This window comes from Streptomyces sp. NPDC002463, assembly GCF_042889835.1.
Taxonomy (GTDB): Bacteria; Actinomycetota; Actinomycetes; order Streptomycetales; family Streptomycetaceae; genus Streptomyces; species Streptomyces nymphaeiformis.
Genome location: NZ_JBIARL010000019.1, coordinates 1 through 12,628, shown reverse-complemented (window position 1 = coordinate 12,628; position 12,628 = coordinate 1). Strand labels below are relative to the sequence as shown.

Genomic DNA, 12,628 nt, shown 5'->3' with positions numbered 1-12,628 from the left:
CTTCCGGGCTGGGGGTGGGCGGCGGGCGGATCACGACTGTCACTCAAAAGTAAACAGATTCAACCGCGTCCGAACGTTAGGGTGCGGGGCGCCGATGGTCAATGGTTCATCGCGCGGTTTTCCGTCGAGCAATTCCGGAGCGGCCGCCCGACCCTGATCCGTGATTACTCCGCCGCCGCTGTCCGGTCGAGCGCCACGGAAACGGATTTCCGTGTGGTGCGGAGCTTTCTGAGCACGTTCGCCACATGGTTCTCGACGGTCCTCGGGGAGAGCCGGAGCGCGGTGGCGATGTGCTGGTTGGTGGCACGGGCCGCCAGCAGCCCGGCCACCTGCTGCTCGCGGGGCGAGAGCCGGTCGCCGTAGCCCCGGCGGCCGGGCGAGGGGGCGCGCGCGAGGCCGAGGTCGTGCGCCAGCCGCCGGCAGCGGCTCAGGTCGCCCTCGGCGCCCAGCAGGGCATAGCCGTCCACGGCTTCGGCGAGAACGGCCGCCGCCTCGGGCCGGTCCGTGTGGGCCAGCGCGGACCCGTTCCGCTCCGCGGCACGGGCGGCGTCGTACGGCCGGCCGATGCTCCGCCACGCCCGCCGGGCGGCGGCGAAGTGCCCGGCCGCGGAACCGGGCTCGGCGTCGAGCAGCAGAAGGCCCCGGGCGAGGTGCAGTTCGGCGTCGGCGGCAGGGGTGTCCAGGCCACGCAGGGCCTGCTCCGCGTCGGCGGCGAGACTCTCCGCGAAGGCGCGGTCTCCGCAGGCGAGCGCCGCCTCGACCGTCACCGGGACGAGTCCGGTCGCCTTGGGCCACGTGGCACCGCGGCGCAGCAGGGCGACCGCCGGCTCGGCCGCCGCCATCGCTTCCTGCGGCCCGCCCCGGGCGAGCAGCACGGATGCGCGTCCGGCGGCTGTCCGCAGCGCCACCGGAGCGGTGGGCCGGTGCGCCGCCGACGCCTCCGGCCGGGCGAAGTGGTGCAGCGCGTGTCCGCTCCGGCCACGCGCTGCGGACAGCAGGCCCAGGGCCAGCGACCGCTCGGCGTCGGACCGCGCGAGGTCGGGGCAGCCGGCGGCCAAGGCGTCGTCCGCCAGCGCGTCGAAACGTTCCGCCAGGTCGTCCCAGCGGCCGGCGAGGAGGTCGAGGCGGAGCAGACCGGCCCGGCCGTGGAGGGTGAGCACCGGGGTGTCGGTGAGTGCGGCCAGGCGGACGCTCTCGGCGAGCAGCGCCGACGCGCGGAGGTCGTGTCCGAGCTCCGCGGCGGCGTCGCCCGCGTCCCCCAGGGCGCGCGCGGTCCGCCGACGCGCCTCGACGTCCTCGCCGTCGCGTGGGAGCCGGTCGAGCAGCGGCCAGACGGACGGATCGCCCCGCCCGCAGCGCAGCGTGAGCCGCGTGGTGAGCACGGCCGCGCGGGCGCCGGTGTCGGGGCCGGGGCCAGGGCTGGCGTCGACGTCGGGGCTGGCGTCGGGGCTGGCGCTGGTGTCGGGGCTGGTGTCGGGGCCGGGGCCAGGGCTCGCGTCGACGTCGGGGCTGGCGCTGGCGTCGGGGCTGGCGCTGGTGCCGGGGCTGGTGTCGGGGCCGGCGCTGGTGTCGGAACCGCGGCCGGGACCGACGTGGGGGCCAGGGCCGGCGTCGGGACCCGGGCTCGCGTCGGCGCTGGCGCAGATGTCGGGGCTGACGCCGGCGTCGGCGTCGAGTGCCGTTTCGGCCCGTTCGAGCCACTCCCGGGACCGGTCGGGGGGTTCTGTCTCGTCCAGGGCGAGGGCGAGCGCGGCACGGGCGGCCGGTTCCGGGTGGTCGGCGAGGTCGGGTACGGCCGTGCGCAGTTCGGTGTTGCCGGTGCGGTCCCCGTCGCGGTCGAGCAGTACGAGGCCCAGGGCGAGGCGGACGGCGCCCCGGGCGGCGGCGGGCAGGCCCGGCAGTTCCAGGAGGCCCCGTAGCCGGGCCGTGTCCACCCCGCGGCCGAGGCCGTCGGCCGCGAGGCGGGCCAGGGCGAGTGCGGCCCGGTCGTACCGGTCCGGGTCCAGGCCGGGCTGGTCGAGGATCCCGCAGAGCAGCGTCGCGGCCGTTGCCGGGTCTCCGTCCCCCGCGGCCTCGGCGGCCGCTTCCTCGGCCTGCTCCAGCCAGGCGGCCCGGTCGCCGAGGGCCAGCCGGTGGTGGGCGAGCCGTGCCCGCGGAGCGGGGTCCGACCGCTCCAGCGCCGCCACGGCGCGCTGGTGCAGGCGGAGCCGACGGGGCAGCGGCACCAGCTCGTACACGGTCCGCGCGGCGAGCGGGTGACGGAAGGCGTAGCGGTGACCGTCGGCCTCGCGGAGCAGGGCGCCGCGCAGGGTCTCGACCAGCCCGCGGCCGCCGGATTCCGGATCGAGTCCGGCGACCTCGACGAGCGCCGGCTCGTCGGCGGGACCGGCGAGCACCGCCGCCGCCTCGGCGATCGCGGCGCCCGGCGGGGAGAGCGCGGCGATCCGTTCGGAGACCGCCTCACGCAGACCACGGGGTACGGCCGCACCGCGCAACCGCGGCACGTCGCCCGCCGCCCCCGGCCCAGGGGGTACGAGCCTGCCGGGTTCGGTCCCGTCGAGCATGGCGAGGTCTTCCTCCAGCACCAGCGGCAGGCCCTGGCTGCGCTCGTGCAGGGCCGCGACCAGCGCCCCGGCGACCGGCCCGCCCAGCGCCGCCGTCGCCAGTTCCCTCACATCGGCGACGGTCAGGGGCCGGAGGTGGAGGGTCGCGCCGGCGGTGCCGGGCGGGCGGCGGTAGGCGGAGCCGAGCGGGAGCCGACCGGGCGGGAGGTCCTCGGTGCGGTGGGTGAGGACCAGGCTCAGCTGCTCCGGGAGGTCGCGGGCGAGGAGCAGGAGCAGGTCGCGCGAGGCGTCGTCGGCCCATTGGAGGTCCTCGACGACCAGTACGGCCGGGCCGAGCATCCGGAGCAGGGCGCGGACCGCCGCCAGCAGGTCGGGCGGCCCGGCCCGGTGCCGGCCGGCGCCGCCGCTCCCCCGCGGCAGCCGGTCGGCCAGCGCGGGCAGCAGGCGGACCAGCGGGGCGGCCGCCTGAGGGAGCGCGGTGTCGCCGAGCCAGGGCACGGCCTTGTCCAGGGCATCGGCCAGCGGCCCGTACGGGGAGGGTTCGCGCAGCGGGTGGCAGAGGCCGGTAAGGACCGGGCGGCCCTCGGCGCGCAGCACGGCGGCCGCCTCGGCGACCAGTCGTGACTTGCCGGCGCCCGCCTCCCCTTCGACCAGCGCCACCGCCGGCGGCGTGCGGATCGTGTCGAGCAGACGGCCCAGTTCGCGGCCGCGGCCGACGAATGGGTACCTGCCGACTCCGGCGGTCTCGCCCGGGGTGAGTGGTCGCGCCATGTGTCCGTCTCTCCGCCCTCGACATCAGGAGGTCCACTGTCGGCCACCGGGTGGCCGTAAAACCATCCGTATGTCTTTGACTCCGGATACCTAATAAATGAAATCGCAATTCCTGAGTACCCCATTCCGTAGGTATCGATAACGAAGCGATATCGGGCGGGAGTCGAATGTTTTGAGCTCTTGACGGCGGGGTGAACCGGCGGTTTTGCTGTGACGCATCGCGTTTGAAAGTGATGACATGTGATCGATTGTGTTGAGATCCGCTTGTCTCACTCGTCCCCTCTGGAGCCGCCCCATGTCCGTCGCCCGCGCCCGCCTGCTCCCCGCCGCCGTGCTGGGACTGTCCACCGTCCTCGGCCTGACCGCCTGCTCCTCGGGCCAGACCGCCGGAGGTTCGGACAACCAGGCCGCACCCGTCAGCGGGAAGATCTCGCTGACCTACCTGCAGAAGCAGGGCGACCAGGAGTACTTCGTCGGCGAGGCCGCCGGGGCGAAGGCCAAGGCCGCCGAGCTCGGCATCGACCTCAAGGTGGTCAACCTCGGCAGCGACGCCAACAAGACGGTCGGCGAGGTGCAGTCGGCGATCGCGCAGAAGAGCAACGGTCTGATCGTCGTGGTTCCGGACCCGGCGGTCGGCCCGCAGATCGTACAGACGGCCCGGGACGCCAAGGTCGCGCTGCTCACCTCCGACGACCAGGTCTGCGCGACCGGCCCCTCCCCCGCCTCCTGCGCCAAGGGCGACCTGGTGCCGCGCATCGGCTTCAGTGGCGAACAGATGGGGGCCGAGGTCGGCAAGCGGGCCGCCGAGGAGTACAAGAAGGCCGGCTGGAAGGCGACGGACACCCGGATCATCTCCGCGTGGAAGCAGGACGTCACCGTCTGCGGCGACCGCGTCAAGGCCGCCGGGGCGGCCTTCGACGCGGCGGTCCCGGGCGTGAAGACCCTCGACGTCGCCACCGACAACACCCCCACCGGCGCCCAGGACAAGGTCGCGGCGACCGTCACCGCCAACCCCGGCGTCAAGCACTGGGTGGTCTGGGGCTGCAACGACGAGAACGTCCAGGGCGGCGTCACCGCGCTGCAGAACGCCGGCATCGCCCCGCAGGACATCGACGGTGTCGGCCTCGGCGCCTACCTGGCCTGCAAGGAATGGAAGTCCGGCAAGCCCTCCGGCATGAAGGCCGCCCTGTTCATCAACGGCAAGGACGTCGGCGCGCTCGCCGTCCAGACCATGTACGACCGCCTCAAGAACGGCAAGGAGTTCCCTGCCGAGGCGTTCGCCCCGACCAAGATGGTCGACGCCGCCACCTGGCAGGCCGCGGGCGTCAGCTGCGGCTGACCCACAGTCGAGAGCCGGTGCGGCCCTGACAACCCCCGCCTGCCGCACCGGCTCTCCACCACGCCGGCACACCGGTGCCCCGTACCGACCAGGCCGCACCGACCCCGTCCCGCCCGGGGCCGCACCGGCTCCCCCGTCCGGCCCTCCCGCCCCACCCGTACCGCACCGCCAGTTGAGGCCATGATGACCACACCCAGCCGCTCGCCCGCCGCGCCGGCCCAGCCGCCCGGCCTGACCGCCGAGAACGTCGGCAAACGCTTCGGCGCCGTCCAGGCGCTGCAGGGCATCGACCTGAACTTCCCGCCCGGGCAGGTCACCGCCCTGATGGGCGAGAACGGCGCCGGGAAGTCCACCCTGCTGCGCGTCCTGACGGGCGATCACCGGCCCAGCGAGGGCCGGGTCCTGCTCGACGGCGAGGTGCTCGACCTGAACTCGCCGATCGACGCCCGGCGCGCCGGGATCCGGATCATCCCGCAGGAGCCGGAGATCATCCCGCACGTGTCCGTCGCCGAGAACGTCTACGCGGGCGCCCTGCCGCGCCGCGCGGGCCGTCGGCTGGACCGCGCCGAACTGCGCCGCCGGATCACCGCCGACCTGGACCGCCTGGGCTTCACCAAGGTCCTCGACCCCGACCTGCTCGGATCGGAACTCACCGCCGCACAGCGTCAGTTGGTCGAGATCCTGCGCGCGCTCACCGGCGACACCCCGGCCCGTGTGATCGCCTTCGACGAGCCCACCTCCTCGCTCTCCGAGCACGAGGTCGAAGCGCTCTTCGCCCTGATCGAGCGGTTGCGCTCGCAGGGCATCGCGGTCGTGTACGTCTCCCACCGGATGAAGGAGATCTTCCGGCTCGCCGACCGGATCGCGGTCCTGCGCGACGGCACGCTCGCCGGTGTGGCGGACGCCGCCGAGACGGACGAGAACGAGCTGGTCCGGTTGATGGTCGGCCGTGACCTGGCCGGCCTGTTCGTCCGCCAGAACGTCGCCACCGACCGGGTGGTGCTCCAGGTGGACGGCCTCGGCACCGACGACGTCCACGACGTGTCGCTCACCGTCCACGCCGGCGAGGTCGTCGCCCTGGCCGGCCTGATCGGCGCCGGGCGCTCCGAGCTCGCCCTCGCCCTGGCGGGAGACACGCCGATCCGCTCCGGCACGGTCGAACTCTCCGGCCGGCGACTGCGCCTCGGCAGCCCGCGCCGGGCGATCCGGGCCGGCATCGGCCTCGCGCCCGAGGAGCGCAAGGCCCAGGCGCTGTTCCTGCACCGCACCATCCGGGACAACACCTCGCTGGTCAGCCTCGAACGACTGCGCCGCCGGCGCTTCGTCAGACTCCGCGAGGAGAAGGACCTCGCCCAGCGCTACGCCGACCGGTTGAGGGTGCGCGCCCCCTCGATCGAGAGCGAGGTGCGGACCCTGTCCGGCGGCAACCAGCAGAAGGTGGTACTCGCCCGCTGGCTGGCCCGCCGGCCCGATCTGCTGATCCTGGACGAGCCCACGCGTGGCGTCGACATCGGCGCCAAGGCCGAGATCTACCAGATCATCGCCGACCTCGCCCGCGACGGCGTCGCCGTCCTGGTGATCTCCTCCGAGCTGCCCGAGGTCCTCGGCCTCGCCGACCGCGTCGTCGTCATGCAGAACGGCCGGGTCACCGGAGAGCTCAGCCGCGCCGAAGCCTCCGAAGAGGCGATCCTCGGCCTTGCGATGGCCGACGACCTGACCGCCACCGACTCCCGAACCGACCGCCACGCCAGCACCGGAGCACAGAAGCCATGACCACCAGCACCGCCACCACCACCGCACCGCAGCGGCGCGCCGGCGTCCGGGCGCTGCTCGGCTCCGTCGGCGGCCAGAACCTCAGCCTGATCGGCGCCCTCGCCGTCGTCGTCGTCCTGTTCGGCTCGCTCAACCCCAACTTCCTCGGCTGGGACAACATCCAGGTGATCGCCGAGGCGGCCACCATCGCCGGTCTCCTCGCCGTCGTCCAGACCGTCGTCATCATCTGCGGCGGCCTGGACATCTCCGTCGGCTCGCAGGCCGGCCTCGCCTCCGTGGTCAGCGCCATGGTGTTCACCGCGACCGGCTCCAGCGCCCCGGCGGGCATCGGGGCCGCCCTCGCCATCGGCGCGGCCGTCGGCCTGTTCAACGGCGTCGTCATCATCTACGGCCGGGTCAACCCCACCATCGCCACTCTGGCCGGCCTCGCCGCCTACAAGGGCGTCGCCCAGCTCGTCTCCGACGGCCGCGCCCAGGGGTACGTGCTCGGCGACCCGGTCTTCGTCTTCCTCAGCCGCGGCAAGATCGCCGGCCTGCCCACGATGATCTGGATCCTGATCCTGGTCGCCGCCGCCGTCCACGTGCTGCTCACCTACACCGACATCGGCCGCAACGTCTACGCCATCGGCGGCAACGACACCGCCGCCCGCCTGGCCGGCATCAACCTCAACAAGTACCTGATCTCCGCCTACGCGCTCAGCGGTGCGGTCGCCGCCCTCGCCGGCGTCCTGCTCACCGCCCGCACCGGAAGCGGTCAGCCGGTGTCCGGCAGCGAAGGACTGGAGCTCCAGTCCATCACCGCCGCCGCGCTCGGCGGCTGCGCCCTCAAGGGCGGCAAGGGCACCATCGGCGGCACCCTGCTCGCCGTCGCCCTGCTCGGCGCCCTCCAGAACGGCCTCACCGTCCAGGGCATCAACAGCTTCTGGCAGAACGTCGCCCAGGGCACCCTCCTGGTCGCCGCCGTGGTGATCCAGCAGCGGCGCAACCGCGAACGCGCCGTCGGCCTGCCGGCCTGACCGGGCGGGCGACGACCACCCGTCGCCGCCGACGCCGGTTCGTGCCCGGCCCGCGCCGCCGCAGCCGCGACCACCTGACCGCCGTCCCCGTCCCGGGCGGCGGCCAGGGCCGTTCAGGGCCGGTTCAGCCGACGTCCGTACGTCCCGGGTAGACGGCCGCGACCCGCTTGCGGTCCGTGCCGAGCTTCCGCAGCACCTTGGCTACGTGGTTCTCCACCGTCCGCGGCGACAGGAAGAGCGCCTCGGCGATGCCCTGGTTCGTGGCACCGGCCGCGAGCAGTCCGGCGACCTCGTGCTCGCGCGGGGACAGACCGCCCCCGTACCCCCGCCGGCCCGGGCCACGGCGGGCGACGCCGAGGTCGCGCAGGACCCGCTCGCAGCGCCCGGCGTCCGCGGTGGCGCCCAGCTCCGTGAAGAGCGCCACCGCCTCGGTCAACGGCCCGGCCGCCGCTCCGGGGTCGGTGCTCAGCAGGGCGTCGCCCTGTCGTTCGCACGCGCGGGCCCTTTCGTACGGTCGGCCGATCTCCTTCCATCTGCCCGCCGCGTCGGCGAAGTGCCGTACGGCGGCATCGGGTTCGTCCTCCCGGCGCAGCAGGCCGTGGACGACTTCCAGGTCTGCGGCGGCCGCCGGAGCGTCGCGTCCGAGGATGCCGCGCCCGGCCTCGGCGGCCAGCCGCTCGGCGTCCTCACGGTCGCCGCAGGCCAGGACCGCCTCGACCGCGGCCGACAGCAGTCCGGCGGCCCGGGGCCAGGCGCCGGTGTGCCGGGCGGTGGCGACGGCCCGCTCGGCGACCTGCCGGGCCCGCAGGGCCTCGCCCCTGGCCAGGTGGACGGCGCTCAGACCGGCGGCCGCCCGCAGCTCATGGCCCACCACCAGCAGGCCGGCCCCGGCCTTGACGGCCTCGGCGAACAGCTCCGCCGCTCTGGCGTGCCGCCCCCGGGACGTGGCGAGGGTCCCGGCCAGCAGGGCCCGCTCGGCCTGCGCGAAGACCGAGGTCGAGTAGTCGTCGACCAGCGCGTCCAGCCGCTCCTCCAGCCCCGCCCAGCGTCCGGCGAAGGCGTCGATCCGCAGCAGCGTGCCCCGGGACAGGAATTCCAGGATCGGGCTGCCGACCCGGCCCGCGACCTGCCCGGCCTCGGCCGCCAGCGCGGCGGCGCGCCGGTCGTGCCCCAGGTAGACGGCGGTGTCGGCGACGTTCTGGAGGGCGCGCCCCGTCTGGCGGAGCAGCTCCCGGTCCTGCGTGCGTCGGGGCAGTCGTTCGGTCGACTCCCATACGTCGGCGTCTCCCTGACAGGTCATCAGGGTCAGGCGGCTTGCGCGGACCGCCGCCTTCAGCACCTCGTTCGCGCTGTCGCGGACCACGCCTTCGGCACGCTCCAGCCAGGCATGGGTGTACGCGGGCCCCTCCGCCTCCTTGAGGGCCAGCGCGACCATCGCCCGCACGGCGCGCTCGGGGTGATGGGGCTCCAGTTCTCCGACCGCCCGTTCCACCTCGTCGAACCCGGCGGGGTCGGCGTTCTCGTTGAGCATGCCGAGACCCAGGCCGAGCCGGATCTCGCCGCGGACCGCCTCGGGCAGCCGGGGGTCGTCGACGAGCCGGCGCAGCAGCCGGGCGTCGGTGCGGAAATCGACGCTGGAGGCGGCGATCCCGGCCAGGGTCAGGGCCGCCCGGGAGCGTCCCTCGCCCTCCAGCTCCGGGGTGTCGAGCAGTCGGCGCAGCAGCGTGGCCGCCGTACCGCCGTCGCGGACGGCGATCGCCTCGTCGACGGCCTCCTGCGCGCACCGGAGCCAGCCGGCCCGGTCTCCCGCCGCGAGGGTGTGGTGGGCGATCTGCACGGACGGGGCCGGTGTACGGCTCCGCAGCGCCTCGACCGCGCGGAGGTGCAGGCGGCGCCGGGCGGGGCCGGGAATGTTCCGGTAGACGACCTGCTGGCCGAGCGCGTGGCGGAACGCGTACGCGCCCTGGTCGGCCTCGCGCAGGACGGAGGCCCGGAGCAGCTCGATCAGTGCCCCGGCGCCCTGCTCCTCGTCCAGCCCGGCCAGGGCGGTCAGCGTCTCCTCGGGTGCCGGGGTCGCGAGCACGGCCGCCGCTGCCGCCAGCACGTCGGCCTGCGGCGACAGCGTTCCGAGCCGCTCGATGACCGCCTCGCGCAGGCCGCGCGGGGCGTCCGCGTCCTGGAGCCGTTCCACCGCCTCGCCGTATCCCCGGGTTCCGCTGTACTCGGCGAGGGTGATCAGGTCCTCCTCGGCGACCAGCGGCAGGCCCTCGCTGCGCCGGTGCAGGGCGGTGCCGAGGGCAGGGGTGGCGTGCGGGCCCAGTGCGGCGGACGCCAGCTCCTGGACCTCGGACTCCGCCAGCGGGCCGAGCCGGATCACCGCGCCTCCGGTGCCCGGCGGGTGGCGGTAGGCGGCGCCGAGCACGGTGCCGCCCGGCGGCAGGTCCTCGGCCCGGTAGGTGAGCACGAGGCTCAGCCGGGGCGGCAGGTCACGGGCGAGCAGCAGGAGCAGGTCGCGGGTGGCCTCGTCGGCCCAGTGGAGGTCCTCGACGACCAGCGTCGTCGGGCCGAGCGCGGTCAGGAACGACCGTACGGCCTGGAGCAACAGGAAACGCCGGCCGGGGAGGTCGGCCGGCTGCGCCGGCGGGGGCGGGAGCCGGTCGGCCAGGTCGGGCAGCAGCGGCGTCAGGGCGCCGGCGGTCGGCGGGAAGGCGGGGGTGCCCGTCAGGTCGGCCTTGCGCAGCGCGTCGACCACCGGCCCGTACGGGAAGGGCTCGCGCAGCGGGTGGCAGAAGCCGGTCAGCACCTGGTGCCGCTCGGCGCCGAGCTCGATCGTCGCCTCGCGGATCAATCGGGACTTGCCGACGCCGGCCTCCCCCTCGACCAGCACGACCGCCGGCGGCCGGCGCACGGCGGCCAGCAGCTGCCCGAGCTGCCGCCGCCGGCCCACCAGCCGGAATCTCCCGCCCCGGCCCCCGGTCCCGTACCCGAGCTCCCGCATCACCTGATCACCGTCCCGCGCCGAACCGGAACTCGCGGAAGAAGGCCGTTGGCGCGACGACGTACCAGCGAATCGAAAAGGAAAGACGTCAGATCTTGGACTTGATCATGGTGCGCAGCATGGAGGTACTCCTGAACATCAGCTCCATGCCTGCTTTTTTGCAGGTCAAGGGCGATTTTCTTACCCTACAACGAGTCACGTGTCCGGGCGGTGTCCCCTAGCCTACGCAGCACGCCCCCAAGAGCCCTCGTGATCACCGTCACCCCCGGCGGAGCGACGGCTCCCGATCCGGCGCCACCCCAGGAGAGGCGGCTCCCCCCGCGCCCGTCTCAGACCCCCAGCCGCCGGGCCAGAGCCCGGGCCCCGAGAAGCAACAGCGCCCCCGCCCCCACAGCCACTCCGCCCAGCACCAGGAACAACCCGGCTCCTGGAGTCGACGTCCCCGCGAGCTTCATGGCGTTGCCGCCGAGTCCCGCGCCCAGGGCCGCGGAGAGCCAGAAGACGCCGACCACCTGGCTGAGGAAGGGCGCCGGCGCGATGGCCGTGGCGACGCTCATGCCCACCGGGGCGAGGGCCGCCTCGGCGGCGCCGGTGAGGAGGTACGTGCCGATGAGCCAGAGGGGGGAGACCCGGCCGACGGAGTGGGCGTGCCAGGCGGCCAGGGCCATGAGGAGCATGGAGGCGCCCATGGCGAACATGCCGAGCGCGAACTTCGCGGTGGCGCCGATGCGCGCGCCGAGGCGCACCCAGAGCCACGCGAAGAAGGGCGCGCACAGCAGGATCGCCAGCGGGGTGGCCGACTGGAACCAGCTGGCCGGGAGGCGCAGGCCGAGGATGTCGCGGTCGGTGGCGTCCCGGGCGAACAGGTTGAGCAGCGAGCCCCCCTGGACGTGCAGGGCCCAGAAGAGGGCGGAGGCGAGGAAGAGCGCGATGTAGGCGCGCAGGCGGGTCCGTTCCGGTGCGGAGATGTCCCGGTGGCTCAGGAGGGTCCGGAAGCAGCCGATGGGTACGGCGAGGCTGAGGACCGCGACCAGGGCGAGGACGTGGCGGATGGTGAAGGTGCCGGCCAGCACGTCCGCGGTGAAGAGTGCGGTCGGTACGGCGATCGCGACCGTGGAGAGGCGGAGGAAGCGGCGGCGTTCGGCCGGCGGGAGCGGGCGGGTGGCGGCGCGGCCGACCTCGCCGAAGGAGGCCGAGCCGCGGACGTACTGCCAGACTCCGAGCCCCATGCCGACCGCGGCGACGCCGAACCCCGCGTGCCAGTTGAGGCCCTCGCCGATGCCGCCGACGACCAGGGGTGCGATCAGACCGCTGATCTGGATGGAGGTGTAGAAGATCGCGAAGCCGGCGTCCCGCTCGGCGGTCGCCTCGCGCGGGTAGAAGGCGCTGAGCAGGCCTGCCATGTTGGGCTTGAGCAGACCGGTGCCGACGGCGATGAGGAGCAGCCCGACGTAGACCGTCGGCACCGTCGGCAGTGCCATCAGCAGGTGTCCGGAGGCGATGACCACGGCGCCGTACAGGGTCGCCCGGTAGCTGCCGAAGACGCGGTCGCCGAGCCAGCCGCCGGGGAGGGAGGCGAGGAAGATGGCGGCGGTGTAGATGCCGAAGAGCATGCCGGCGTCGGAGTTCGACATCCCGAGGCCGCCTTCGGTCGCCGGGGCCGAGGCGAACAGGAAGAGGATGGCCAGCATTCCGTAGAAGCTGAACCGCTCCCACATGTCCGTGGCGAACAGGGTGACGAACCAGCGGGGTCTGCCCAGCAGGGTGGGCGGGGCGGTCCGGGACGGATCGGCTGCGGGCCGGACGGTTGAGGACGATGTCATGGCGCTCTCCGTCAGTAGCGGTAGTGGTCCGGCTTGAAGGGGCCCTCGACCTCGACGCCGATGTAGGCGGCCTGCTCCGGGCGGAGGGTCGTCAGCTTGACGCCGAGCGAGTCCAGGTGGAGGCGGGCGACCTTCTCGTCCAGGTGCTTCGGGAGGACGTAGACGTCGGTCGGGTACTCCTGCGGCTTGGTGAACAGCTCGATCTGGGCCAGCGTCTGGTCCGCGAAGGAGTTCGACATCACGAAGGAGGGGTGGCCGGTCGCGTTGCCGAGGTTCAGCAGGCGCCCCTCGGACAGGACGATGAGGACCTTGCCCTCGGGGAACGTCCAGGTGTGGACCTGCGG

7 protein-coding genes are annotated in these 12,628 nt (G+C 74.1%); 3 read left to right on the top strand and 4 right to left on the bottom strand.

The window, feature by feature from the left end; all coding sequences use genetic code 11:
• Positions 1-164 precede the first annotated feature (164 nt).
• Positions 165-3,335 (bottom strand): AAA family ATPase, encoded by a 3,171-nt coding sequence (locus tag ACFYX3_RS31665; protein WP_389020671.1) that lies wholly within the window; start codon positions 3,333-3,335, stop codon positions 165-167.
• A gap of 295 nt (positions 3,336-3,630) precedes the next feature.
• Here ACFYX3_RS31665 and ACFYX3_RS31660 point away from each other — a divergent pair, with 295 nt between their 5' ends.
• From ACFYX3_RS31660 to ACFYX3_RS31650, 3 genes are all read left to right on the top strand, one after another.
• The gene (locus ACFYX3_RS31660) at positions 3,631-4,674 is read left to right on the top strand and encodes a substrate-binding domain-containing protein (RefSeq protein WP_389020669.1); all 1,044 of its coding nucleotides are present in this window, start codon (positions 3,631-3,633) and stop codon (positions 4,672-4,674) included.
• Between the two features lie 180 nt (positions 4,675-4,854).
• Positions 4,855-6,447: a sugar ABC transporter ATP-binding protein gene (locus ACFYX3_RS31655; protein ID WP_389020667.1), complete on the top strand. Its 1,593-nt coding sequence runs from the start codon at positions 4,855-4,857 to the stop codon at positions 6,445-6,447.
• Entirely contained in the window at positions 6,444-7,463 is a 1,020-nt protein-coding gene (locus ACFYX3_RS31650) for an ABC transporter permease (protein WP_389020665.1), read from the top strand. Before ACFYX3_RS31655 ends, ACFYX3_RS31650 begins: the two co-directional genes overlap by 4 nt.
• A gap of 124 nt (positions 7,464-7,587) precedes the next feature.
• Here ACFYX3_RS31650 and ACFYX3_RS31645 read toward each other — a convergent pair whose 3' ends face one another.
• The 3 genes from ACFYX3_RS31645 to ACFYX3_RS31635 form a co-directional block, all read right to left on the bottom strand.
• Positions 7,588-10,461, bottom strand: coding sequence for an ATP-binding protein (locus tag ACFYX3_RS31645; protein ID WP_389021002.1), 2,874 nt, complete (start codon positions 10,459-10,461; stop codon positions 7,588-7,590).
• A gap of 329 nt (positions 10,462-10,790) precedes the next feature.
• Positions 10,791-12,284, bottom strand: a complete 1,494-nt coding sequence (locus tag ACFYX3_RS31640) for a peptide MFS transporter (protein WP_389020662.1) — start codon at positions 12,282-12,284, stop codon at positions 10,791-10,793.
• An 11-nt stretch (positions 12,285-12,295) separates the two neighbouring features.
• A partial coding sequence (locus ACFYX3_RS31635) for an adenosylhomocysteinase (protein WP_389020659.1) occupies positions 12,296-12,628 on the bottom strand: 333 nt, incomplete at its 5' end.